The organism is Streptomyces sp. NBC_01477 (genome assembly GCF_036227245.1).
GTDB lineage: Bacteria > Actinomycetota > Actinomycetes > Streptomycetales > Streptomycetaceae > Actinacidiphila.
In genome coordinates, this window is the sequence record NZ_CP109445.1 from 3812136 (window position 1) to 3834969 (window position 22834).

Sequence of the window (22834 nt, forward strand, 5' to 3'; positions counted from 1 at the left end):
ACCCCGGGACGCGATGCGGTACCTACGCTGGGCTATGTGCAGCGCGTCTACGAATTCTTCCGCAAGCACCCGACGTGGGTCGACAGCTTCTGGGCCGTCGTCCTGCTCGCGGTGTGCGCGGTATGGATCGCCGCGGACGACTTCCCTTCGGTGGTGACCCGCGCCGCCGTCGTCCCGGTGTCGCTCGCACTCGCCGCCGTCGTGGCGCTGCGGCGGCGCAGCCCGGAGCGGATGCTGCTGCTGGCGATCGGCGCAGGCGTGGCCCAGCTCGCGCTGGACGTGCGGGCGCCCAATCCCGGCGACGCCGCGATGCTGGTGATCATCTACACGTGCGCGTCGAACGGCGCCCGCTGGTCGTCCCGGCTGGCGCTGACCGCCGGGCTGCTGGCGACGCCCGTCGCCATGGTGCGGTGGCCGCCGCACGACCAGTATTCGACGATCTGGACGACGCTGCTCCAGACCTTCTTCCTGACGGTGATCTTCGCCCTGGCGTGGGTGATCGGCGACCGTTTGCGCACCCGGCGGGCGTATTACGCACAGCTGGAGGAGCGGGCGGAACGGCTGCACCGGGAGCGGGAGGCGCAGTCGAAGGCGGCGGTGGCCGCGGAGCGGGCGCGCATCGCGCGGGAGCTGCACGATGTCGTGGCGCACAATGTGTCGGTCATGGTGGTGCAGGCGGACGGCGCCGCATATGTGCTGGATGTCGCGCCCGACCAGGCCAAGCAGGCGCTCTCGACGATCTCCAGCACCGGCCGCCAGGCGCTCGCCGAGATGCGCCGGCTGCTGGGGCTGCTGCGGGCGGGGGACGACGCGGGCGGGGAGTACGTGCCGCAGCCCGGGGTGGACCAGCTGGCGGATCTGATCGACCAGGTGCGCGGGGCCGGGCTGCCGGTGCGGTTCGAGGTGGCCGGCCAGGCCAGGCCGCTGTCGAGCGGCGTCGAGCTGACGGCGTACCGCATCGTGCAGGAGGCGCTGACGAATGTCCGCAAGCACGGCGGGGACGGGGCGAGCGCCAGCGTCCTGCTGGGGTTCGGGGACGCGGCGCTCGACCTGCTGATCGAGGACGACGGGCGGGGCGGGCCCGAGGAGCTGTACGAGCAGGGCGGCAGGGACGGGCTCGGGCAGGGCCTGATCGGCATGCGGGAGCGGATCGGCATGGTCGGCGGCACGCTGGACGCCGGGCCGCGCCCGGGCGGCGGTTTCCGCATCAGCGCGGTGCTGCCGCTGCGTACCGGCCGCTGACAGCGGCCGGGCAGGACGAAACAGGAGAGGGATCCGATGGCGATCCGCGTCATGCTGGTGGACGACCAGGTGCTGCTGCGTACCGGCTTCCGTATGGTGCTGGCCGCGCAGCCGGACATGGAGGTCGTCGCCGAGGCGGGCGACGGCGCCGAGGCGCTCGAGGTGCTGCGCGCCACCCGGGTGGACGTGGTGCTGATGGATGTGCGGATGCCGCGGATGGACGGCGTCGAGGCGACCCGCCGGATCTGCGGCGGTGAGCGCGGCCGGGACGACGGCGGCCCGCGGGTGCTGATACTGACCACCTTCGACCTGGACGAGTACGCGTTCGCCGCGCTGCGGGCGGGGGCGGCCGGTTTCATGCTCAAGGACGTGCCGCCGGACGAACTGCTGGGCGCGATCCGGGCGGTGCACAGCGGTGACGCGGTCGTCGCGCCGAGTACGACCCGGCGGCTGCTCGACCGGTTCACCCCGATGCTGCCCGCAGCGGGCTCCGAGCCGCGGCACCGGGAGCTGGACAAGCTCACCGACCGCGAGCGCGAGGTGCTGCTGCTGGTGGCGCAGGGCCTGTCGAACGGCGAGATCGCCCGCAAGCTGGTGCTGTCCGAGGCCACGGTGAAGACGCATGTGGGCCGGATCCTGACCAAGCTGGATCTGCGCGACCGGGTGCAGGCGGTGGTGCTGGCCTACGAGTCCGGCCTGGTCAGGGCGGGCGGCGGCGGCCTCTGAGCGGGGCCGCTACGGCTCGGGCTCGGGCTCGGGCTCGGGCTCGGGGTCCGGGTCCGGGTCCGGGTCCGGGTCCGGGTCAGGCCGCAGGGCCACATCCAGCAGTCCGGGGAAGCGCGCGTCGAATTCGGCCCTGCGCAGCCGGTTGAGCCGTTTCGGCCCCGCGTCGCGCTGCTCGACCAGGCCCGCGGCCCGCAGCGTGGCGAAGTGGTGGCTGAGCGCCGCCTTGCCGACCGGTACGTCGAAGGACCCGCAGGCGCGCTCCCAGTCGGCCGATCCGGCCAACTCGCGTACCAGCAGCAGACGTACGGGGTCGGCGAGAGCACTAAGCGCGGCCAGAAGGGGTACGTCCTCCGGATGGATGTGGTCCGGGGCCGCCCGGCGCGTCCGCGGTGCGGTCATGACGTCCTCCCGTGGGTACGAACGGAATCAGATCCGGGTTGCCGAGTGTTCGACCAGAACCATACACTCACCGGTGTTCGCTTTTCATTGAACAGCTAGGGGGAAGCGCCATGCGCGCAATGATCTTCGAGGAGCTCGGCGGACCCGAGGTGCTGCACCTGGTGGACCTGCCGGAGCCCGCACCGGGACCTGGCGAGGTCACCATCGACGTCGCCTACGCGGGCATCAACTTCGCCGATGTCCTGGCCAGAGCCGAGGGCTACCGCGTGGACGCGCTGCCCTTCCGCCCGGGACTCGAGGTCTCCGGGCGGGTCCTGGCGGTCGGCGAGGACGTCACCGCGTTCGTTCCCGGCCAGGAGGTCACCTCCTTCATGCCCGGCGGCGGCTACTCGGAGATAGCCGTGGCCCCCGCCGCCACGACCTTCCCCGTGCCCAAGGGTCTCGACCTGCGCACCGCCGCGACGCTGCCGAGTGTGCTGCCCACGGCCTACGCCCTGCTGCACGACATCGCGCGGCTGCGCGAGGGCGACACCGTCCTCGTGCACAGCGCGGCCGGCGGCGTCGGCACGGTGGCCGGCCAGCTCGCCAGGCTCGGCGGGGCCAGCGCCGTCTACGGTGTCGTCTCCAGCCTCGACAAGGCGCCGCACGCGCTCAAGTCCGGCTACGACCAGGTGTTCCTGGCGGAGAGCTTCGACACCGAGGTGCAGGCCGTCACGGGAGGGCGGGGCGTGGACATCGCGCTGGAGCCGATCGGCGGCGACAACTTCCGCCGTACGCTCGCCGTCACGGCCCGCTTCGGGCGGCTGGTCTCCTTCGGCAACTCCGGCTCCGCCGCGCCCTGGCAGATCAGCCCCGCCGACGTCTACCCGACCGGGCTCAGCGTCTCCGGCTTCTCCCTGATGGGGCTCGCCGCGGCCGACCCGCGGCGCCTGCGGCAGTTGGCCGGGGCGGCGTTCCAGGCGGTGAGCGAGGGGGGCGTCGAGCTGCCGGTCACCGCGGAATTCGCCCTCGCGGACGCGGCGGCGGCGCACCGGCTGGTGGAGTCCCGGACGACGACCGGCAAGCTTCTCCTCCGGAGGTAAGGGGGTGCCGCTCGCGGTGGCCTCGCCCCTTTCCCGGCGCCGCGGCCCGCGCCCCTTCGGGATTGCCACGTGCGGTGGCCTGTCGCCCGCGGCCCGCCGGGGCTCGTCTCGCAGTTCCGCCCCCAGAGCTTCGCCCGGGGGTACCCCCAGCGCCCCTTCGGCGTTGCCACGTGCGGTGGCCTTCTCGCACCTAGGGTGCGTCGTTCGCGCAGTTCCCCGCGCCCCCAGGTGGGTGCCACTTGCCGTGGCGCGTCGCACGTGCGGTGCGCTTCGGCTGGCCGCGCAGTTCCCCGCGCCCCCGCGGGGCTCGGTTCCTGCGCCGCGGAGGGCAGTGATCAGGAGCGCGGGGAACCGCGGCGGTGGGAAAGAAGCAGCGCCACCGCAAGGGGCGATCACCCCCGGGTGCGGGGAGGGGCCGGCTGAGGCTGAGGATCAGCCGGCGCGGCGGTGGTTGGGGCGGGCGGAAGCCGACCGGCTGCGCTTCTCGATGTACATCCGCTGATCCGCCGAGTGCAGCACTTCCTCCGCCGTCATCCCGCACCCGGCCCAGCCGATGCCGAAGCTCGCGCCGACGCGCACCGCGCGGCCGTCCACCCGGATGGGCGGAATGATCGCGTTCCGCAGCCGCACCGCGAGGTCGGCCGCGTCCGCGGGGGCGAGCCCGTCGGCCAGGACGACGAATTCGTCGCCGCCCAGCCGGGCGACGGTGTCGCCGTCGCGGACCGCGCCGGTGAGCCGGCGGGCGACCTCGATGAGGACGGCGTCACCCGTGTGGTGGCCGAAGCGGTCGTTGATGGACTTGAAGCCGTCCAGGTCGCAGAAGAGGACGGCGAGCCCCTTGCCCGGCGCCGCGTCCTTCTCGTCGGGCGCGACCGAGTGGATGTGCGAGTCGTAGCCGATCGCGCCGAGCGGCGCGGCCAGTTCCTCGGGCCCGTAGCCGTAGCTGAAGGCGAATTCGTCGGGTCCCTGCACCTCCGCGGCCAGGGCCGCCGCGTCCTTGTCCTGGGGGCGGGAACAGAGCCGGGAGGACAGCCGGGCGCGCAGCTCCGCGCTGTTGGGCAGGCCGGTGAGCGAGTCGTGGCTGGCGCGGTGGGCGAGCTGCAGCTCGCGGCCCTTGCGCTCCTCGATGTCCTCGACGTGGGTGAGCAGGAAGCGCGGCCCGTCGGTGGTGTCGGCGACCACGGAATTGCGCAGCGAGACCCAGACGTAGGTGCCGTCGCGGCGGGCGAGCCGCAGTTCGGCCCGGCCGCCTTCCGCCGAGGTGCGCAGCAGCAGGCCGACGTCCTCGGGGTGGACGAGGTCGGAGAAGGAGTAGCGCCGCATGACCGAGGCGGTACGCCCCAGCAGGCGGCACAGCGCGTCGTTGGCCCGCAGCAGCTTGCCGTGCTGGTCGCCGCCCATCTCGGCGATGGCCATACCGCTGGGCGCGTACTCGAAGGCCTGCCGGAAGCTCTCCTCGCTGGCCCGCAGCGCCTGCTGGTCGCGCTCCAGCCGGACCAGGGCGCGCTGCATGTTGGCGCGCAGCCGGGCGTTGCTGATCGCGATGCCGGCCTGGAAGGCGTACATCTGGAGCGCCTCGCAGCCCCACGGGCCGGGGTGGCGGCCACTGGAGGGGCGGTCGACGGATATCACGCCGATGAGTTCGCCGCCGCCGCTCTGCGAGGACTGCATGGGGGCGTAGAGGCGGTCGCCGGGGTGCCATTCGTCGGGGAAGCGCGGCAGCGGGCCCTCGGTGTGCCACTGCGGCACGTCGTCGTCGATGAGGACCCAGCCCTCGGTGTGCGGGATGAAGCGCAGCGAGCCCCAGCGCTGCCCCATGGTGAGCCGCCGCTCCCAGGACGCGCGCGGGCCGACCTTGCCGGACAGCAGCGCCTCGCCCGCCGTGCTGCCGGCGAACGCCGCCACCACCAGGTCGCCGTCGGGCCGTACGAGGTTGACGGCCGCCAAGTCGTAGCCCAGCCCTTTGATCACCCCGTCGGCGACGGCCTGCAGGGTGTCGGCAAGACTGCGTGCGGTGTTGAGGTCCGCCACGACCTGGTGCAGCTGACGCAAGGTCGCGAGGCGGACATACGGCTCCGACTCGGTATCCATGCCCCTCTCCGCGCCCTCGACAGCAACTCCCGTGATCTTTGCGATACATCCGATGACACCGGTGGCACCGGTTTACACCGGCCACTGAATCACAGCGAGCTGTGCCGTCGGTACACAGGGTCAACAATTACTGCTGCTTGTGACTCAAGTCACATCATCCGGTAAGCGCGTGAATACGGAGGGTTCAGCTCTGGGCTGAGGAAGAGGTCCGGATATGACAGCGGACACAGCCCTATCCGCATCCTCATACCGACCCGTAACGTGATTGACGTGCTTCACACTTCACCAGACCGGCATCCTGGGAGCACCATGGCCCAGACCGTCGACACCGATGCCTTCCGCGCCGCGATGACCCGCCTGAGCGCGGGCGTCGTCCTCATCACCGCGCACGACCCGGACGACGGGCCGCGCGGCGAGGACGTCGGCATGACCGCGACCGCCTTCATGTCCGTCTCCCTCGAACCGCCGATGGTGCTGGTGAGCATCCGGACCGGGTCCCGGATGGACGAGCTGCTCGAACGGCAGCCCCGCTGGGCCGCCTCCGTGCTCAGCGAGAGCCAGCGGCACATCGCCGGGCGGTTCGCGCTGCGCGGGCGGATCAGCGACCGGCTGCTCTTCGAGGACATCTCCTACTACCGCGGCGAGCACTCCGGCGCCCCGATCCTGGGCGGCGCCCTGTCGATACTGGAGTGCGAGACCGCGCAGCGCGTGCCGGCCGGCGACCATGTGCTCGTGGTGGCCCGGGTGATCGCCGCCCGCACCCCCAGCGCCGACGGCGGACCGCTGACGTACTTCCGCGGCCGCTACCGCTTCCTGCGCTAGCCCGGCGCGCGACCGCCTCCCGCGCACCGGCTCCGCACCGGCCCGCGCGCCCGGGACAAGCCCGGGGCTAGTCCCAGCTGCCGCCGCTGCGCCCGCGCTTGGTCTCGCTGCGGCGCTTCTTGCCCCGGAGCCGCCGCTCATTGATGCCGCGCGGGATCTTCGTCGGCCGCCGCACCTTCGGCGGCGGCGCCGTCGCCTCGGCCAGGAGCGCGGCCAGCCGCGCCGCCGCGGCCTCGCGGTTGCGCCACTGGGAACGGTGCTCGGACGCCCGAACGGCGATCACACCGCCGACCAGCCGCCCTTCGAGGCGCTCCAGCGCCCTGCGCTTCCACACCGGCGGCAGCGCCTCGGTCGCGCCGAGGTCGAAGCGCAGCTCGACCTGGCTGTCCGTGGTGTTCACGTGCTGGCCGCCCGGTCCCGACGAGCGGGAGAAACGCCACTGGAGCTCCGCCTCCGGCACGGAGACGGAACCGCGGATGATCAGTGGCCCGGACATGCCCCTATGATCCCGCGCCGACCGCCCCGCAGTCACGGGATTTACCCGGAATGCGGAACCACGGCAGCGCCGGTCCGCGTTCAGGGGGATGACGGTAGTTTCGACGCCAACATCTACGACCAGACATAAGGGGACTTCCCATGGCGGTAAGCCTGTCCAAGGGCGGCAACGTCTCGCTGACCAAAGAGGCGCCCGGACTGACGGCAGTGACGGTCGGCCTCGGCTGGGACGTCCGTACCACCACCGGCACGGACTTCGACCTCGACGCGAGCGCCATCGCGGTCAACGCGGGCGGCAAGGTCTACTCCGACGGCCACTTCGTCTTCTTCAACAACAAGCAGACGCCCGACCAGACCATCGTGCACACCGGTGACAACCGCACCGGCGAGGGCGAGGGCGACGACGAGTCCATCAACGTCAACCTGGCCGGCCTGCCGGCCGACATCGAGAAGATCGTCTTCCCGGTGTCCATCTACGACGCCGAGACCCGCAGCCAGAACTTCGGCCAGGTGCGGAACGCGTACATCCGCATCATCAACCAGGCGGGCGGCGCCGAGATCGCCCGTTACGACCTCAGCGAGGACGCCGCCACCGAGACCGCGATGGTCTTCGGCGAGCTGTACCGCAATGGGGCCGAGTGGAAGTTCCGCGCGGTCGGCCAGGGCTACGCGTCCGGCCTGGTGGGCATCGCCACGGACTTCGGCGTCTCGCTCTGACGCCTGTACGGCGGCCGGCCCCGCGAAGGCCCGTGGACGGCCTTCGCGGGGCCTTCGTACAATCTGGGACGATCGCCGGGTGATCGACCTCGGCTACGCCCTTTCCCGACGCTTCCCCGACCCGCCGCAGACCGACTACCGCACGGCGGACGTACGGGCACTGCGGCACGACCTCTTCTGCGGCGACGTCTATCTGGCCGAGGGCGAGCGGGAGCTGTCCACCGCCTGGGGCTGGGTGCCGGTGCTGGACTTCGCGTGGGCGCTGTGCGACATCGCCGAGCGGCTGGACCGCGACCCGGCGGGCGGCCGGGCGTCCCGGCCGCAGCACGCCGAGCTGGACTTCACCGAGTCCACCGACCGGCTGCGCTTCGTCCGCCGCTTCGGCTTCGTGGAGGTGACCGCGGACTGGCTGCCGTACGAGCCGCCGCTTCCCGTGCGCCACGCCGAACTGCGCCGCGAGGCACGGGACTTCCTGCACGACGTGGTCGCCGACCTCAGCGACATGCACGAGGGCCTGGGGCGCAACCCGGTGGTGTGGGACCTGCTCTTCCGCTTCCCGCGGGTCTGAGGCGCCACGGGCCGGGGGGCGGGTAGGGCGCGGGGACTAGGTCGAATCGCCGATTGCCCGCGGGACCCCCCGGCGCTGTTGGGTGGGGGCATTGCCGTCAGCCCGGGAGGCCCCGCCATGTATGCCGTACGACTGCACGCCTTCGGACCGCCGGAGAATCTGCGGTACGAGGAGGTCGCCGACCCCGTGCCTGGTCCCGGGCAGGTGCGGATCGCGGTCGGCGCGGCCGGGGTGCACCTGGTGGACACGATGCTGCGCGCGGGGAAGTACGGCGGGCCGATGGCGCTGCCCGACCTGCCGACCGTTCCGGGGCGTGAGGTCGCCGGGACGGTGGACGCGCTCGGCCCCGGCGCCGACCCGCAGTGGCTGGGGCGGCGGGTGGTCACCCACCTCGGGACGGTGCCCGGCGGTTACGCCGGGCTGGCGGTGGCCGACACCGCCCGGCTGCACGCCGTACCCGACGGGCTGGACCTCCCGGCCGCCGTCGCGATGATCGGCACCGGGCGTACGACGATGGGCGTCCTGCGGCTGTCGGCGCTGGGACCCGACGACACCGCCGTGGTCCTCGCCGCGGCCGGCGGCATCGGCACCCTGCTGGTGCAGTACGCGGTACGCCTCGGCGCGAGCGTCGTCGGGGCGGCGGGCGGCCCCGGCAAGGCCGAGCGGGTACGGGCGCTGGGCGCGGACCTGGCCGTGGACTACCGGGAGCCGGACTGGACCGGGACCGTACGGCGGGCGCTGGGGGCCGAGCGGCCGGCGACGGTGGTCTTCGACGCGGTCGGCGGCGAGCCGGCCCGGGAGGCGGTACGGCTGCTGGCGCCGGGCGGGCGGCACCTGGTGTACGGGTGGGCGGCGGGCGGCCCCGCCGAATTCGGGGCGGGGGAGCTGGACGCGCTCGGGGTGGAGTCGCGCACCCTGGTGGGACCGGCGCTCGGGAAGCTCACCGGCAGCCCGCGGGCGCTGCGGGAGCTGGAGGCCGAGGCACTGGCCGCGGCGGCGGACGGGAGCCTCGTACCGGCCGTGCAGACCTACCCGCTGGCGGACGCGGCGGCGGCGCACCGGGCGCTGGAGTCGCGGGGCACGATGGGCAAGGTGGTGCTGGTCACCTGACCCGCGGCGGGGGGCGTTCCGGTCGGCTTGGGAACTCCTTTACGCTCCCGGAGAGTTCTCGGAACGTAACGACCGCCTGTGCGAGGAGACCCCCGATGGCCCTGTGGGACCGCTTCAAAGAGTCCGCGAGCAATATGCAGACGCAGCTCAATGCCAAGAAGAACGACCTGAAGAGCGGCGCCTTCCGGGACGCCAGCATGGCGATGTGCGCGCTGGTCGCCGCCGCCGACGGGTCCATCGACCCGGCGGAGCGGCAGCGGGTGGCCGCGCTGATCGGCACCAACGAGGTGCTGCAGAATTTCCCGGCCCTGGACCTCCAGCGCCGTTTCGAGGACTACCTCGGCAAGCTGACCGCCGACTTCGCCTTCGGCAAGGTGGCGATCCTCCAGGAGATCGCCAAGGTGCAGAAGAAGCCGACCGAGGCCCGCGCGGTCATCCAGATCGGCATCGTCATCGGCGGCGCCGACGGCGACTTCGACAAGACCGAGCAGGCCGTGGTGCGCGAGGCGTGCTACGCGGTGGGCCTCAACCCGCAGGAGTTCGACCTCTGACCCCTCGCCGGTCCGTCCGATCGGCCGCACCGGCGGGAAGCGCATGCCCGGGACGCCCCGCGCCCCGGGCATCGTCGTACCCGGGGCCGGTCCGGCACGATATGGCCGGCGATCGGAACAGCATCTGTCACATGCCGGCCGCACGTTGCCGATACCCGGTACGTTCTGCTCCGTTCGCGGGTAATACTTGCGTCGTGACACTCTGTGGCAGGCACAGATACTTGAGGTTTTCGGGGAACCTCGGGCGTACGGGGCGCCCTCCGGTATCCGAGTGACCGCCGGATCACCTATGGAGGAAGGCAGATGCTTCCCGTACCGAGTGAGGGGGCGTGCCCGACCGGGTCAGCGGGCACGTCGGGCGGAGTCAGCACCCAGCGGGACGAGGACACGGCGCTCGCGCTGTACGAGGCGCTGCGGACGAAGGACGGCATCCCGCGGGAGGACCTCTATTCCGCCGCCGACCTCGATGACGCGCACGTCGTCCGCGGCTGGCGCCGGCTGCACGAACTGGGCCTGATCCAGGTGCGCGACGGCGTGGCCGAGGCCGTCGACCCGGATGCCGCGCTGGCCCGGGCCATGGACGGCTACCAGGCCAACGCGGCCGAGCAGTTGCGCAGCGGGGTGCGGCTGCAGCGGGTGACCGAGGCGCTGCTCACCGTCTACCGGCCCGCGGTGCAGCGCGAGACCAGCGAGGTCGCGGTGGAGTTCATCACCGGGTCGCGGCGCAAGCAGCGCACCCGGCTCGACCTGACCGACGCGGCCCGCGAGTCGTGCGGCTCGATGCACCCGGGGCCGATGCCGGCGATCGAGGTCCTCGAAGCGTCGCTGGAGCACGACCGCACGATCATGGCCCGCGGCATCCGCAGCCGGGCGATCTACCCGATCTCGTGCCTGCACTCCCCCAAGTACGCCCGCTATCTGCACGATCTGGCGGACGCGGGGGTGGAGGTGCGGCTGGTCGACCACGCGCCCTTCGACATGCTCACCTTCGACCGGGACGCCGCCGTGCTCGCCGCCGACCCCGAGCGCCCCTCGGAGGCGGTCATCGTGATCCGCGGCGCCGCCCTGATGCGGTCCTACCTGGCGGTCTACGAGGACTGCTGGCTGCGCGGCCAGACGCTGGCGCGGGCGTCCGCGACCAATGCCGAGGACACCGAGATCACCACGCAGGAGCGGGTCATCATCCGGCTGATGGCCTCCGGGCTCAGCGACGACCAGATCGCCCGCAAGCTGGGGGTGCACCGGCGCACGGTCCAGCGGGCGGTCGCCAAGCTGATGGAACGGCTGAACGCCACCAGCCGGTTCGAGGCGGGCCTGAAGCTCGCCAACGACGCGGAGTTCGCCACGACCTTCGCGGTGCAGTGAGGGGGACGGACACGGTGCTTCCCGACACCGGCGGCGGCCGGGACGAAGAGGCCGCGCTCGCGCTCTACCAGGAGCTGCGCAGGAACGGCGGGGCGTCGGCCGAGGAACTGCGGGCGGCCGCGGGACTTGACGAGGTGCGGGCGGCCGGCGGCTGGCGCTGGCTGGAGCAGCTCGGCCTGGTGCGGGCGAAGGACGGCGGCACGGTCAAACCGGTGGAGCCGCACACGGCGATCGTCGGGGCGATGGACGCGTATCAGGCCGCCGCCGTGGAACACCAGCGCGATGTGCGGGAGATGCAGCAGGTGCTGCGGTCGCTGATGACGGTGTACCAGCCCGCCGTCGCGCAGGAGGACGCGGCGGACGTCGCGGTGCGCTTCCTCGGCGGCGACGCGTACAAGAAGCAGATGATGATCGACCTGCACGAGTCGATGCTGATCTGCTGCGACTCGATGCACCCGGGGCCGATGCCGCCGATGCACATCCTGGAGTCCTCGCTCGGCCGGGACCGGGAGATGCTGGCGCGCGGGGTACGGGTGCGGGCGATCTACCCGCGCTCGTGCCTGCACACCCCGAAGTACGTGCGCTATCTCCAGGACATGACGGCCGCGGGCGTGGAGGTGCGGCTGCTCGACCACGCGCCCTACGACCTGCTGATCTTCGACCGGCACACCGCGCTGCTCGCCGCCGACCCCGAGGACCCGGGCAATTCGCTCGCGGTGGTCATCGGCGCGGTCCTGGTGAAGTCGTACGTGGCGCTCTACGAGGACTTCTGGCTGCGCGCGACGATGCTCGACGGCCCCCAGCACGACGGCGGCGGCCACAGCGAGGTCACCGCCCAGGACCGGGCGATCATCCGGCTGATGGCCGACGGGCTGAGCGACGACCAGATCGCCCGCAAACTCAGCGTCCACCGCCGCACCGTGCAGCGGGCGATTTCCAAGCTGATGGAAAGGGTCCATGCCGCGAGCCGCTTCGAGGCGGGCCTGAAACTCGCCAACGACGCGGAATTCGCCGGGCTGTTCACCAGTTTGTGACGCCGGTCCCCGCGCGCGGCGCGCGGCGGCGGCCGGCCCCGGTCACCGGTCGGCGGCGGGCGGCCGGCCCGCCGCGGGCAGGTGGTCGGCCAGCCGCCGCAGCAGCGCGGCGATCGACCCCGGCAGCCCCGGGAAGGTCGAGATCAGCAGGTGCACCAGGGCGAAGCCGAGCGTCGCCGAATACGGCCGCGAGCCGGTGCGCAGCCACGCCGACACCGCCAGCCGCGCCACCCGGTCGGCGCCGGCCGAACCCTCGCCGTGCAGCCGGGCGGCGGCGACGGTGTAGAAGTGCGTGGCCGCGTCCCAGTCGCCGTCCAGCGCGGCGTCGCGCGCCGCCGCCTCGGCCGCCGCTGTCGCCCCGGGTCCCGGCCCGGCCGCGCACACCTTGTGCGGCATTCCCGCCGGGTCGCCCCAGCAGGGGTCGGGAGTGCGCCGGGCGGGCACCGGCAGCAGGGCGCCGTCGACCGGGTGCGCCGTGCCGTCCGCGGCCACCAGGAAGGCCTCCACGCGGCCGTCGGGATAGCCCACGGCGACCCGGGTGGGCCGCCCGTTCTCGCGGGCCTGCCAGGCCGCCGCCGACCAGGCCGGGTGCGTGCCGTCGGCGAGGTCGCGGGCCTGCGACATGACGGTGCCCCAGGTGTGCACGGTGCCGCCGGGCAGGACGGCGACGCTCACCGGGGGGACGGCGCCGCCCACGCCCTCGCGCGGCGGCGGCCCGAACCAGTCGCCCGACCAGTGCGAGGTGGCGGGCGGGATGACGGGCACGGCCACCGGGAGCAGCCGCTCGGGCCCGGTGCCACCCGGCGCGGGTAGGGCCTCGCTCCTTTGCGGCCCGGTCACCTCAGCCGTCCCGCTGTGCGGCGGACACCGCGGCGGTGCACCCGCCACCGGACGTCGGGCGGCGGGAGGAGGCGGCCGGCGGCGCGGCCCCCGCACACAGGTCGTAGCACAGCGCGTCGACCGAGGCGCGGGTCAGCGGGGGAAGGACGGACAGCCGGGCGTGCGTGCCCTCGGTGGACAGCCGCCAGCGGGTGCACACCGCGGGCGCCGGGCGGGGGAAGCGCACGGTCAGGCCGTGCCCGCTGCGGGTGGCGCGGTAGCCGGCGGCGGTGAGGTGGTCGGCGGCGTAGCGGGCGGTGTCGTAGCACTCGTGGACCAGCGAGCGCAGCCCGTCGTAGCCGCGGTCCCGCAGCGCCGCCCACAGCAGCGCGACGGCCAGCGGGTTGGGGGTGGAGCCGTGGCCCCTGGCGGCGCGGGCGCGGCCGGCGCCGACCAGCACCACCCCGCACGGCACGGGCAGGCCGAGCAGCCGGTGCGCGGTGAGCGACAGGCTGTCGGCGCCGTCGCGCAGGTCCCACAGCACCGGGTGCGGTGCGAACGGTGCGAGCAGGCCCGCGTGGGCGGCGTCCACATGGATGTGCACGGGTCCCGCCGGGGTGGCCGCGGCCCGTATCGCGGCCAGGTCGTCGTCGCCGCCCTCGCCCGCCGTGGCGCCGCCGATGGAGGCCAGCACGACCGCTCCGCCGGGCCGTTCGGCCGTCAGCAGCCGCAGGGCGTCGGCGTCCATGGTGCCGTCCGTGCCGGACGGCACCTCGATCACGTCCATGCCGAGCCGCCGCGCGTGGCCGCGCGCCTCGTGGTGGGCGGCGGTGGAGACGTACAGCGGGGCGCCCGGCAGCGCGTCGCGCCCGGCGCGCAGCCCGACCAGCAGCCCTTCGGAACCGCCGGCCGTGACGAAGCCCCGGGTGCGGCGGCCGTCGCCGAGTGCCAGGTCGGTGCAGAAGTCGACAACGGCCCGTTCGAAGGCGAGCACCGCCGCGCCCGCGGCGGCGGGGTCGGGCGCGGCGTCCGCAGGACGCGGACCGCCGTCGCCTTCGGGGCCGGGGTCCGTGTCGAGGTCGGCCAGGGTCGCCAGCATCTCGGCGTAGTCGCCGTGGTGCGAGGCGGGGAAGTCGTCGAGCAGTTCGGTCGCGTGCCGCTCCGCGGTCCGCAGCGCGGCGACCAGGGCGGCGAGCTGCCGCCGGGTGTCGTCCGGGTCCGCGGCGGCGAACCCGATGAGTCCGCGCGGCTCGGGCGCGGCGGCGAAGGCCGCCCGGCCCGCGGGCGCCGCGGGGCCCACGGGCGCACCGGGCAGTGCTTGTGCGGGCAGTGCCACGAACGGCAGGTACGCCATGACGACCTCCGGGACGACAACGCGTGAGGTGGTGAGGGGCCGACGGGCCAGGCCGGCCCCCCACTCACCGCCGAGGACTCCCCCCCGGAACCGGGCGGAGCGGGCCGGCGGCCCTCGGCGGGCCCGGTCGCGGCGGCTCGGGAAGCCGCGATCGGGAGCGGGTGGTGTTCCGGCACCCATCCGGGCGGGGTTTCCGCCGCGGTGAGTACCGCCGCGAGAATTCGTACCCGACGTCAGGTGCCTCCCGCTACGAACCCAAAGGTGCGTAATCTGGGCCGTCGGCCGCCGATTCGGGCCGCGCAGCCGCGCCCAGCAGGCACTTCGTCTATCGGCGTGGACTGTTGTCCAAAATGGGACACGTACCAATGTGGACAGACCCATTGGCGGGCCGTGGCGCAAGTGCGCCGATTCGGCCCGGTGGCGCAAACCTCCTGGTCGGTGGCGTGAAGTGCGGTCCCGTCCGGCGGAGTGTTGTTTCGGATTTCCGCAGTCCGCGCTCAAGTCCGCAGGTCAAAGAGGCGGCAAGGGTGTTGGTTGACAGCCCTCCCGGCGAGCCAAGACCATCGAATGGCCAGTAATCGAACGGTGACGCGTTTGCATCACCTCGGCCGGATCTCGGGGGAGATGTCCATGGCACCGCATCACGGGGGTTCCCCGCCGCTGATCCACGGCTTCCTGCGCCAGGCCCGCAAGCTCTACAGCGGTCCGGCGGAACGTACGGCCCATCCGGCGGGAAAGCGCCGCGGCGGGCTGAGCCAGACGGACGTGGCGCAGTGCATGGGCGTGTCGACCCGGCTGTACCAGGACTGGGAGGGCGGCGTCAGGCCGATTCCGCTGCACCGGCTGGACGCGCTCGCGGAGGCTCTCGACCTCGGCTCGGCGCGGCGCGACGAGCTGTGGTTCATCGCCAGCGGCGGCTTCCCGCCGCGCGGCCCGAGCCGTCCCGACCCGGACGCGGTCAGTGGCTGGACCAGTTATCTGCGCGCCCTGCCCGTGCCCTCGCTGGCCGTCGACGCGGGCTGGCGGATCGAGGAGAGCAACACCGCCTGGCAGCGGCTCTTCCTGTCGGCCGGCGAGCCCGCCCCGGGCAATCTGCTGCGGTTCGTGCTGTTCAGCCCGTACGCCCGCCGGCTGTGCGGCGAGTGGGAGGACGGCTGGGCCACCTCCTACCTGCGCCAGCTGCGGCTGGAGGCGGAGACCACCCGCAGCGCGGAATTGCGCCGCGTCATCGACGAGCTCCAGGACCACCCGGAGCTGGCGGAGCTGTGGCGCGCGGTGGACGAGTCCAGCCGGGTCACCCTGCACAACGACGGGCAGGTCCGCATCATCGTGCCGCCGGTCGGCGGCCACCCGCAGCACGTACGGACCCTGGTGTCCTCCCCGGCCCACGACCCGCGCCGCCGCATGGTCACCTTCCTGCCGACCCGGCACACCGCGGACGCCGCGTAGGCCCCGGCCCCTGCCGCGCCCGGCTTCGGTGGCGGGCGGGGTGCCGAGCGGCGGCAGGGCGTGTCAGCGCCGCCGGTTCCGTCAGGGCGCGCCGGCGCCCTCAGCGCCCGTCAGTGCGTGAAGACCGCGCTGGCCAGGGCGACATGGACGGCGGTGCCGGCCACGATGGACAGCGGGACATTGCGCCGCCACAGGTGCAGCGCGACCGTGCAGGCCAGCGCCAGGACCGTCGGCCAGGCCCGGTCCGCCGCCCGGGGCGAGACGTCGCGCAGGGTGTAGACGGCGAGTACGACCATCACACCGGTCGGCATCGCCGCCTTGAGGTAACCGACCAGCGGGCTGGAGCGCAGCGGCGCCAGGACCGCGAAGGGCAGCGCGCGCAGCGCCCAGGTGACGGCCACGGCGGTCGCGACGGCCGCGGCCAGATAGCGGGCGTCAGGCATCGGCGGATCTCTTCCGTACGACCGCGTGGCGGGCCGCGAGCCCGGCGGTGAACAGCCCGAAGGCGACCGGCAGCATCTGCCCGGGCGCCGCGAACCTGGCGGCCAGCGCGCACCCCAGGGCCAGCAGCGGGGCCGGCCCGGGGCGGGCGCGCAAGGCGTCGAGTGCCAGCACGGTGAACAGCGCGGTCACCGCGAAGTCCAGCCCGCCGACCCCGGCGGGAATCGCCGCCCCCGCCAGGGCGCCGGCCGTGACGCCGCCGGCCCAGTACAGGTGGACGAAGACCTGGAGCCACAGAATGCGCCGGCTCGTAAAGTCCCGTGCGGCCGCACCGGCGGTGACCGCATAGACCTCGTCCGACAGCGCGAAGGTGCTGTACGCCTTCGCCGCCCGGCCGTTGACCCGGTGCAGCGGAAAAGACAGCGCGTAGAAGACATGCCGGACGTTCACCAGGAATGCGGTCACCGCGATCGAGGCCAGCGACGCGCCGGTGAGGACCAGTCCGAGGAAGAGGAATTCGAGCGATCCCGCGTAAATAAACCCGGAAAATACACTTCCCCACCACCACGCCAGCCCCGAATGCACCACCAGTATCCCGAAGGCCACACCCATCGGAAACGCGCCGAGCCCGACGGACCCGGAGTCCCCGGCCGCCACGGCCAGATCGGCCCGCAACCGCCGCAACCCGGCACGCGGACCCGGCGCGGAAGCGGGCGGGGGGAGGCCGACAGGGGCAGCCGGTGGAGGTGTCATCCGGCCATCGTAGGAAGAAAACCGGCTCATATGGTTTCCGAATATGACCGGTCGATCATGAACGGAGCAAGAAAAGCAGTGCTATGACACATCCCGACGACATTTTGTGTCCCGTCCGTGATCCCGGCCGCACCGCGGGTACCGCCGTACCGCGCCTGGCCTCAGCCGACGTCCGGCGCGGCACGGGCGCCCGGCGGCCCCCCGGGCCACCCGCCGGGCGGGGCCACGGAACGGTGCCCCGGTCTTCCCCGGCGTCCCGGGCAGCGGCGGTCCAGATTCCCCAGTCCTCGGGAAGAGTTCCCCTATCGATAGGGAACTGGCGAAATCTAGCCTCATGAGGTCCATCGCCGGACTTACCGACCGGTGGCCGCACCATCGATGAATCGCGCGCCGAAACGGGTTTATCTCTGTGTGAGTGGGATCAATCGAGGGAGTCGTCCGACCGGAAAAGCTCCGGCAAACTCCGCCGCCCCTCCCTCTTTTCGACGATTTCCACGGCACCCCACAAGAAGTCCACCCCGCTGCCGAACAAAGGACCGATTGATGGAACGCACGATGGTGATCGCCCCCGGCCCGACCGCCAACGGCGATCTGCACCTCGGCCACCTGGCCGGCCCCTTCCTGAGCGCGGACGTCTGCGCCAGGTACGCCAGGGCCGCGGGCCGCGATGTGCTCTTCGGGACCGGCGTGCACTTCACCCAGAACTACATCGTGACCACCGCCAGGCGGCTGGGTGTGCCGCCCGAGGAGCTGCGGATCAGGTCAGGTGAGCAGGTCGAGCGGACGCTCGCGGCGGTGGGGATCGAGCCGGACGGCTTCGTACGCTTCGACGACCGGTATGTCGCGGGCGTGCAGCAGCTCTTCGAGCGGCTGCACAGCGCGGGCAGGCTGCGGCTGCGGGCGATGCCGTTCCCGTATGTGGCGCGCACCGGGGAATTCCTCACCGACGCCTATGTCCGCGGCGGCTGCCCGGTCTGCCTGTCCGAGGGGTGCGCGGGGCTGTGCGAGGGCTGCGGCCACTGGATCGCCTCGGCCGAGCTGATCGACCCGCGCTCGACGCTGGAGCCCGACGACGTGGTCGAACTGCGCGAGACGCAGGTGCTGGTGCTGCCGCTGGAGGAGCACCGGGAGGCGCTGACCGAATACTTCGCCGGGCTCGCCCCCACCATGCGGCCGCGCCTTGCCCGGCTGATCGAGGAGCTGCTGGCCCGGCCGCTGCCCGACTACCCGGTCACGCTGCCGATCTCCTGGGGCATCCCCGCGCCCTTCCCCGAGGTCGCGGGACAGGTGATCTACGCCGACGCCGAGATCATCGCCTGGAGCATGCACAGCTCCGCGCTGGCCGCCGAGCAGCGCGGCGAGACGCCGGCCGGCGACGACGCGCTGTGGTTCGCCGAGTCGGGCGCGAAGGTCGTCCTCTTCTCCGGCTCCGACGCCGGCTTCGCCTTCGCGGTGGTGGGCGTGGCGATGCTGATCGCGCTCGGCGGTTACACGCTGCCCGACAACTTCGTGACGAACGAGTTCTACGAGCTGGACAACGACAAGTTCTCCAGCAGCCGCGGCCACGTGGTGACCGGCCGCGAGCTGGCCGCCGAGGTGCCCAGGGACCTGATCCGCTTCTACCTGGCCGCCACGGGACCCGACTTCCAGCGCACCAACTTCACCCGTGACGCGATGGACCGGGTGACCGCGTCCCGCCTGGTCGAGCCGTGGAACCGGGTGGCGGACAAGGCCGGGAGCTTCACCGGCGGCGGGCCGCTGCCGGTCTCCGCGCGCTCCCGGGAGGCCGCCGCGCGGATCGCGGAGCGCTTCGGCGCCGGCTACGACACGCGCCGCTTCAGCCTGACCGCCGCGGCCTTCACGCTGACCGAGCAACTGGCCCGGCTCGACCGGTGGGAGGTGACCGCCGCCGACGCGGGCGACTTCTGCCACGAGGTGGACGTCTTCCTGCGCTGCGCCGCGCCGCTGCTCATCGACCTGGCCGGGCAGGCGCTGCCCGACCTCACCATCCCCGCCGCGTCACCGGCCACCGAGGTCACGCCCCGCGCGCTGCCACGGCTGACCGGGACCGCCCGGTGACCGCGAGGACAGCCGCCGCACAGGTGGTCGTGGTCGGCGCGGGCGTCACCGGGCTGCTGACCGCGGTGGAGTGCGTGCTGGCCGGCCACCGGGTGACCGTGCTCGACCGGGGCGCGATCCCCGACCCGTCGGCCAGCTCGTACGACCAGCACCGGGCGCTGCGCACCCTCGCGGTGGGCGACGACGAGGCCACCCGGCGGATGGGCGCGGCCCACCGCAGGTGGCAGGAGTTGGAGTCGCTGCTCGGCCCGGGCTTCTACCGGCAGGTCGGCGTCGTGACGGCGTGGCCGCGCGAGCGGCTGGCCGAGGTGACGCGCTTCGCGGCCCGGGCGAGGGTGCCGGTCGAGACGGTCGGCCCCTCCGCGCTGCCGCAGCTCGGCTTCCCGGCCGGCACCACGGGCGTACGGGAGCTGCCCGCCGGGGTGCTGCTGGCCGGGCGGGTGCTGCGGGCCGCCGCCCGGTGGCTGGCGGCCCGGCCCGCGGCGGCGCTGCGGCCGTACTCCCCGGTGGCGGCGGTGGACGCCGGCACCGGCAAGGTCACGCTGGCCGGCGGCGAGGTGGTCGGCGGCGACGTGGTGCTGGTCGCGGCGGGTCCGTGGACCCGGGAGCTGGTCGGCCGGCCCGCGGTGCTGCACCGCCAGACCATGGTCTATCTGCGGGCGGCCCGGCGGCAGGCCCGCCTGTGGCGGAACGCGCCCGCGGTGGGCGGGATCGGCGCGGACGGACGGGCCTGGGTCGTACCGCCGGTGGCCGGCACACTGCTCAAGATCAGCTCGGACGCGGTGTGCCGCGAGGTGGCCGGCACCGGCGCGGGCGCCGAGGACCAGACGCCGTGGGCGGAGCGGCTGGCGGCGGCGGGAATCCTGCGCGACCCGGCCGGCTACGAGGTGGTCGGGATCAAGGCGTGCCACTACACGGCCGACCCGGACACCGGCGGCGCCCGGCTGGACCGGCTGGGTCCTGCGGTCTGGGCGCGCACGGCCTGCGGGGGCTCGGGGTTCGCCTCGGCCCCGCTGGTGGCAGGACGGATGGCGGAAGCCGCGAGGGAGGCTGTGAAATGACGGACGAGGCGCAGGTAGGCGTGCTGGACACGCTGAGGGCGACCCCGATGCCGGTGCGTTATCTGCTCGGCGGCGTACTGGTCAACCAGCTGGGCGCGTTCGTGCAGACGTTCCTGGTGCTGTATCTGACGCACCGGCACCTGTCGGTCGACGCGGCGGGCCTGTGCCTGGTCGCGTACAGCGCGGGCACGATCCTCGGCACCATGCTGGGCGGTGAGGCCACCCAGCGGTTCGGTCCGCGGTTCACCATCGTGGCGGCGATGGCCGGCTCGGGACCGCTGGTCGCAGTGATCCCCGCGCTCAGCCGCTCGGGGCTGCTGGCCCCGCTGCTGGTCGTGGTCGCGCTGGCGGGACTGCTCGCCCAGGCGTACCGGCCGGCCGCCTCGGTGCTGCTCAGCGACCTGATGCCGGAGCGGCACCAGGTGATGGCCTTCTCGATGATGCGGATCGCGCTGAACACCGGGGCCGCGCTGGCGCCGCTGCTCGCGGCCGGGCTGATCCTGGTCAACTGGAACGCGCTGTTCTGGATCGACGGCGCGACCACGCTGGTCTACGCGGCGCTGGCCTTCGCGCTGCTGCCCAAGCACGCGGTGATCGCCGCGCAGGAGGCCGCCAGGCAGGACAAGGAAGCGGACCCGGCGGACGGCACGGACGCCCCGGCGCCGATCACCGGGCGGGCCGCGTACCGCGCGATGCTGCGGGACCGCAAGTACATGTTCTACCTGACGGCGGTCCTGCTCGGCACGATCACCTACGTGCAGTCACTGATCGCGCTGCCGCTCCAGATCAAGGCGGACGACTACCCGACCGGGCTGTACAGCGCGGTGCTCACCGTCAGCTCGCTGGTGCTGATCACCTGCGAGCTGAAGATCACCACCTACATCCTGCGGGTGCCGACGCACACCGCGGTGGCGGTGGGGCACATGGTCAACTCGATCGGCTTCGCGGTCTACGGGCTGGCCGCGCACTCCCCCGCGTTCATCATGATCGGCGCGGTGTTCGAGGTGAGCGGGCTGATGGTCGCGGGCCCGAGCATGTTCGCGCACCCGGCCACCTTCCCCGCGGCGCTCAAGGCCCGCTACATCGGCACCATGCAGGCGACGGCCGGCCTGGCCGCGGCGCTCGGGCCGCTGTTCGCGGTCTTCGTGTGGACGCGCCTGGACCACGGCTTCTGGGTGCTGTGCGCCGTGGTCAACGGCGTCGCCGGCCTGCTGGCCATGGCCGGGCTGAACCGCGAGGAGAAGCAGGGCGCACCGCAGGACGAAGGCGTTCAGACCAAGGCGGAAGAGACCGTCGGAGGCGCAGCATGACAGAGCAGCACGTCACAGCACGGCCGACCGGGCCGGTGGTGATCGTCGGGTTCGTGGGGCTCACCATCCCCTTCATCGAGACCTTCCAGCCGGAGAACTCGGTGGTCTACGTCGAGGAGCCGGACGTCGCGCGCAAGCGGGACGCGCGCGCCAAGCTCGACGGCGTGGGGTACGCCCGCGACCTGATCGAGTGGGAGTACCACCTGGCCGGCAAGGCCGACGCTTTCCACAACACCCACCGGGACCTCGACCCGGCCGCGATCGTCCCGGCGGTCGAGTACGCCGTGCCCTTCGCCGCCCGGCTCGCCGAGCGCTACGGCCTGCCGGGACCGGGCCTGGGGGCCGCCCTCATCCTGCGCGACAAGGCGCTGCTGCGCGAGGTCAGCGCGGCGGCCGGCATCGTCAACCCGGCGAGCGTACGGGTGGCGGGACCCGATGACCTGCGTGCCTTCCTGCGCGACCACCCGGGTCCCGCCGTGCTCAAACCGGCCAACCGGCAGGCGTCGCTGGGTGTGCGGGTGGTGAGCGACCCGGCGCAGGTGGACGAGGCCTGGCAGGAGTGCCTGGTCCAGGACGAAGGCATCTTCGTGCCCGACCGGCCGATGGACGTGGTCATGCTCGCCGAGCAGTTCGTCGAGGGCGACGAGTACAGCGTCGAGATGCTGGTGCGCGACGGCGAGCCGCTGTTCACCAACGTCACGGGCAAGAAGCTCTACCCGGGCCCCTACCCGGTGGAGCTGGCGCACATCGTGCCGGCCGACATCCCCGAGGAGCTGTCGGACCTGCTGGGCTCGCAGACCGCGCGGCTGATGACGGCGATCGGGTTCGGGCACGGAGTGGTGCACTGCGAGTGGATCGTCTCGGACGGCGTCCCCCACCTGGTGGAGTGCGCGGGCCGGATGCCGGGCGACGCCATCCTCGACCTCATCGAGGCGGCGTATCCGCTGGAGTTCATGCGCAGTTACTTCGCGCTGCTCAAGGGCGAGCCGCTGCCGGCCGAGCTGCCGGACCGCGCCAAGAGCGGGGCGGCCGTACGGTTCCTGGCGCCCGGGGCCGGCACCGTCGTGAGCGTGAGCGGGGTCGAGGACGCGGAGCGGGCCGAGGGTGTGCTCTTCGCCAACTGCGGTGTCCCGCCGGGCGCGTCCTTCGAAGGGGTGCGCAATTCCTGGGACCGGGTGGGCATCGTGATGACCCGCGCCGACACCCCGGCCGAAGCGCACCGTCTCGCCGGCGCCGCCGCGGCGCTGGTGCGCATCGACATGGCGCCGCCCGGCGAAAGCTTCACAGAAAAGCAATAACCGAGGTTTTGCCGATTCCCCACTTCCAGGGAATGTTCCCCCTAGGACACGGGAATAGCGGATCTCTA

Annotated in this window: 22 protein-coding genes; 15 read left to right on the plus strand and 7 right to left on the minus strand. The window is 73.0% G+C overall.

Annotation, left to right across the window (positions count from 1 at the left end; translation table 11 throughout):
- Positions 1 to 36 precede the first annotated feature (36 nt).
- Positions 37 to 1242: a sensor histidine kinase gene (locus tag OHA86_RS15740; protein WP_329182425.1), complete on the plus strand. Its 1206-nt coding sequence runs from the start codon at positions 37 to 39 to the stop codon at positions 1240 to 1242.
- Between the two features lie 36 nt (positions 1243 to 1278).
- Complete coding sequence (locus OHA86_RS15745; RefSeq protein WP_329175939.1) at positions 1279 to 1968, plus strand: response regulator transcription factor; 690 nt, start codon at positions 1279 to 1281, stop codon at positions 1966 to 1968.
- A gap of 9 nt (positions 1969 to 1977) precedes the next feature.
- On the opposite strand, the gene OHA86_RS15750 is transcribed toward OHA86_RS15745, so the two are convergent.
- On the minus strand, positions 1978 to 2367 hold the full coding sequence (locus OHA86_RS15750; RefSeq protein ID WP_329175941.1) for an ArsR/SmtB family transcription factor: 390 nt from the start codon (positions 2365 to 2367) through the stop codon (positions 1978 to 1980).
- Positions 2368 to 2477: 110 nt separating this feature from the next.
- Between OHA86_RS15750 and OHA86_RS15755 the strand changes: the two genes are divergently transcribed.
- Complete coding sequence (locus OHA86_RS15755; RefSeq protein ID WP_329175943.1) at positions 2478 to 3449, plus strand: quinone oxidoreductase family protein; 972 nt, start codon at positions 2478 to 2480, stop codon at positions 3447 to 3449.
- Between the two features lie 432 nt (positions 3450 to 3881).
- Here OHA86_RS15755 and cdgB read toward each other — a convergent pair whose 3' ends face one another.
- Positions 3882 to 5540: a diguanylate cyclase CdgB gene (gene cdgB / locus OHA86_RS15760; RefSeq protein ID WP_329175944.1), complete on the minus strand. Its 1659-nt coding sequence runs from the start codon at positions 5538 to 5540 to the stop codon at positions 3882 to 3884.
- A 309-nt stretch (positions 5541 to 5849) separates the two neighbouring features.
- Here cdgB and OHA86_RS15765 point away from each other — a divergent pair, with 309 nt between their 5' ends.
- Positions 5850 to 6362 carry a flavin reductase family protein gene (locus OHA86_RS15765; RefSeq protein ID WP_329175947.1) on the plus strand — a complete coding sequence of 171 codons (513 nt, stop codon included), beginning with the start codon at positions 5850 to 5852 and terminating at the stop codon, positions 6360 to 6362.
- A 67-nt stretch (positions 6363 to 6429) separates the two neighbouring features.
- On the opposite strand, the gene arfB is transcribed toward OHA86_RS15765, so the two are convergent.
- On the minus strand, positions 6430 to 6858 hold the full coding sequence (arfB, locus tag OHA86_RS15770) for an alternative ribosome rescue aminoacyl-tRNA hydrolase ArfB (RefSeq protein ID WP_329175949.1): 429 nt from the start codon (positions 6856 to 6858) through the stop codon (positions 6430 to 6432).
- Between the two features lie 140 nt (positions 6859 to 6998).
- On the opposite strand from arfB, the gene OHA86_RS15775 reads away from it, so the two are divergent.
- The 6 genes from OHA86_RS15775 (at position 6999) to OHA86_RS15800 (ending at position 12202) form a co-directional block, all read left to right on the plus strand.
- Positions 6999 to 7574 carry a TerD family protein gene (locus tag OHA86_RS15775; protein WP_329175950.1) on the plus strand — a complete coding sequence of 192 codons (576 nt, stop codon included), beginning with the start codon at positions 6999 to 7001 and terminating at the stop codon, positions 7572 to 7574.
- A 79-nt stretch (positions 7575 to 7653) separates the two neighbouring features.
- Positions 7654 to 8142, plus strand: coding sequence for a hypothetical protein (locus tag OHA86_RS15780; RefSeq protein ID WP_329175951.1), 489 nt, complete (start codon positions 7654 to 7656; stop codon positions 8140 to 8142).
- Between the two features lie 117 nt (positions 8143 to 8259).
- Positions 8260 to 9252, plus strand: a complete 993-nt coding sequence (locus OHA86_RS15785; RefSeq protein WP_329175952.1) for a zinc-binding dehydrogenase — start codon at positions 8260 to 8262, stop codon at positions 9250 to 9252.
- A gap of 95 nt (positions 9253 to 9347) precedes the next feature.
- Positions 9348 to 9803, plus strand: a complete 456-nt coding sequence (locus OHA86_RS15790) for a tellurite resistance TerB family protein (RefSeq protein ID WP_329175953.1) — start codon at positions 9348 to 9350, stop codon at positions 9801 to 9803.
- Positions 9804 to 10106: 303 nt separating this feature from the next.
- Positions 10107 to 11168, plus strand: coding sequence for a helix-turn-helix transcriptional regulator (locus tag OHA86_RS15795; protein WP_329175955.1), 1062 nt, complete (start codon positions 10107 to 10109; stop codon positions 11166 to 11168).
- Between the two features lie 14 nt (positions 11169 to 11182).
- Positions 11183 to 12202 (plus strand): helix-turn-helix transcriptional regulator, encoded by a 1020-nt coding sequence (locus tag OHA86_RS15800; protein WP_329175957.1) that lies wholly within the window; start codon positions 11183 to 11185, stop codon positions 12200 to 12202.
- A 42-nt stretch (positions 12203 to 12244) separates the two neighbouring features.
- Here OHA86_RS15800 and OHA86_RS15805 read toward each other — a convergent pair whose 3' ends face one another.
- Together OHA86_RS15805 and OHA86_RS15810 are read right to left on the minus strand one after the other, a co-directional pair.
- A complete protein-coding gene (locus OHA86_RS15805; protein ID WP_329175959.1) occupies positions 12245 to 13042 on the minus strand; it encodes a hypothetical protein in 798 nt (265 codons plus the stop codon).
- 1 nt (position 13043) lies between these two features.
- The gene (locus OHA86_RS15810) at positions 13044 to 14375 is read right to left on the minus strand and encodes a pyridoxal-dependent decarboxylase (protein WP_329175961.1); all 1332 of its coding nucleotides are present in this window, start codon (positions 14373 to 14375) and stop codon (positions 13044 to 13046) included.
- A 630-nt stretch (positions 14376 to 15005) separates the two neighbouring features.
- On the opposite strand from OHA86_RS15810, the gene OHA86_RS15815 reads away from it, so the two are divergent.
- Positions 15006 to 15824, plus strand: a complete 819-nt coding sequence (locus OHA86_RS15815) for a helix-turn-helix transcriptional regulator (RefSeq protein ID WP_329175964.1) — start codon at positions 15006 to 15008, stop codon at positions 15822 to 15824.
- A 110-nt stretch (positions 15825 to 15934) separates the two neighbouring features.
- Here OHA86_RS15815 and OHA86_RS15820 read toward each other — a convergent pair whose 3' ends face one another.
- Positions 15935 to 16267: a branched-chain amino acid transporter permease gene (locus tag OHA86_RS15820; RefSeq protein WP_329175965.1), complete on the minus strand. Its 333-nt coding sequence runs from the start codon at positions 16265 to 16267 to the stop codon at positions 15935 to 15937.
- Positions 16260 to 17018 (minus strand): AzlC family ABC transporter permease, encoded by a 759-nt coding sequence (locus tag OHA86_RS15825; protein ID WP_329175966.1) that lies wholly within the window; start codon positions 17016 to 17018, stop codon positions 16260 to 16262. The genes OHA86_RS15820 and OHA86_RS15825 overlap by 8 nt, the downstream gene beginning before the upstream one ends.
- Positions 17019 to 17561: 543 nt before the next feature.
- Here OHA86_RS15825 and OHA86_RS15830 point away from each other — a divergent pair.
- From OHA86_RS15830 to OHA86_RS15845, 4 genes are read left to right on the plus strand one after another with little or no spacing between them, the layout of a single operon-like run.
- Positions 17562 to 19097 carry a class I tRNA ligase family protein gene (locus OHA86_RS15830; RefSeq protein WP_329175968.1) on the plus strand — a complete coding sequence of 512 codons (1536 nt, stop codon included), beginning with the start codon at positions 17562 to 17564 and terminating at the stop codon, positions 19095 to 19097.
- Positions 19094 to 20158 carry an FAD-dependent oxidoreductase gene (locus OHA86_RS15835; RefSeq protein ID WP_329175969.1) on the plus strand — a complete coding sequence of 355 codons (1065 nt, stop codon included), beginning with the start codon at positions 19094 to 19096 and terminating at the stop codon, positions 20156 to 20158. The genes OHA86_RS15830 and OHA86_RS15835 overlap by 4 nt, the downstream gene beginning before the upstream one ends.
- The gene (locus OHA86_RS15840) at positions 20155 to 21468 is read left to right on the plus strand and encodes an MFS transporter (RefSeq protein WP_329175970.1); all 1314 of its coding nucleotides are present in this window, start codon (positions 20155 to 20157) and stop codon (positions 21466 to 21468) included. Before OHA86_RS15835 ends, OHA86_RS15840 begins: the two co-directional genes overlap by 4 nt.
- Positions 21465 to 22766: an ATP-grasp domain-containing protein gene (locus OHA86_RS15845; protein WP_329175972.1), complete on the plus strand. Its 1302-nt coding sequence runs from the start codon at positions 21465 to 21467 to the stop codon at positions 22764 to 22766. The genes OHA86_RS15840 and OHA86_RS15845 overlap by 4 nt, the downstream gene beginning before the upstream one ends.
- The last annotated feature ends 68 nt before the right edge of the window (positions 22767 to 22834 follow it).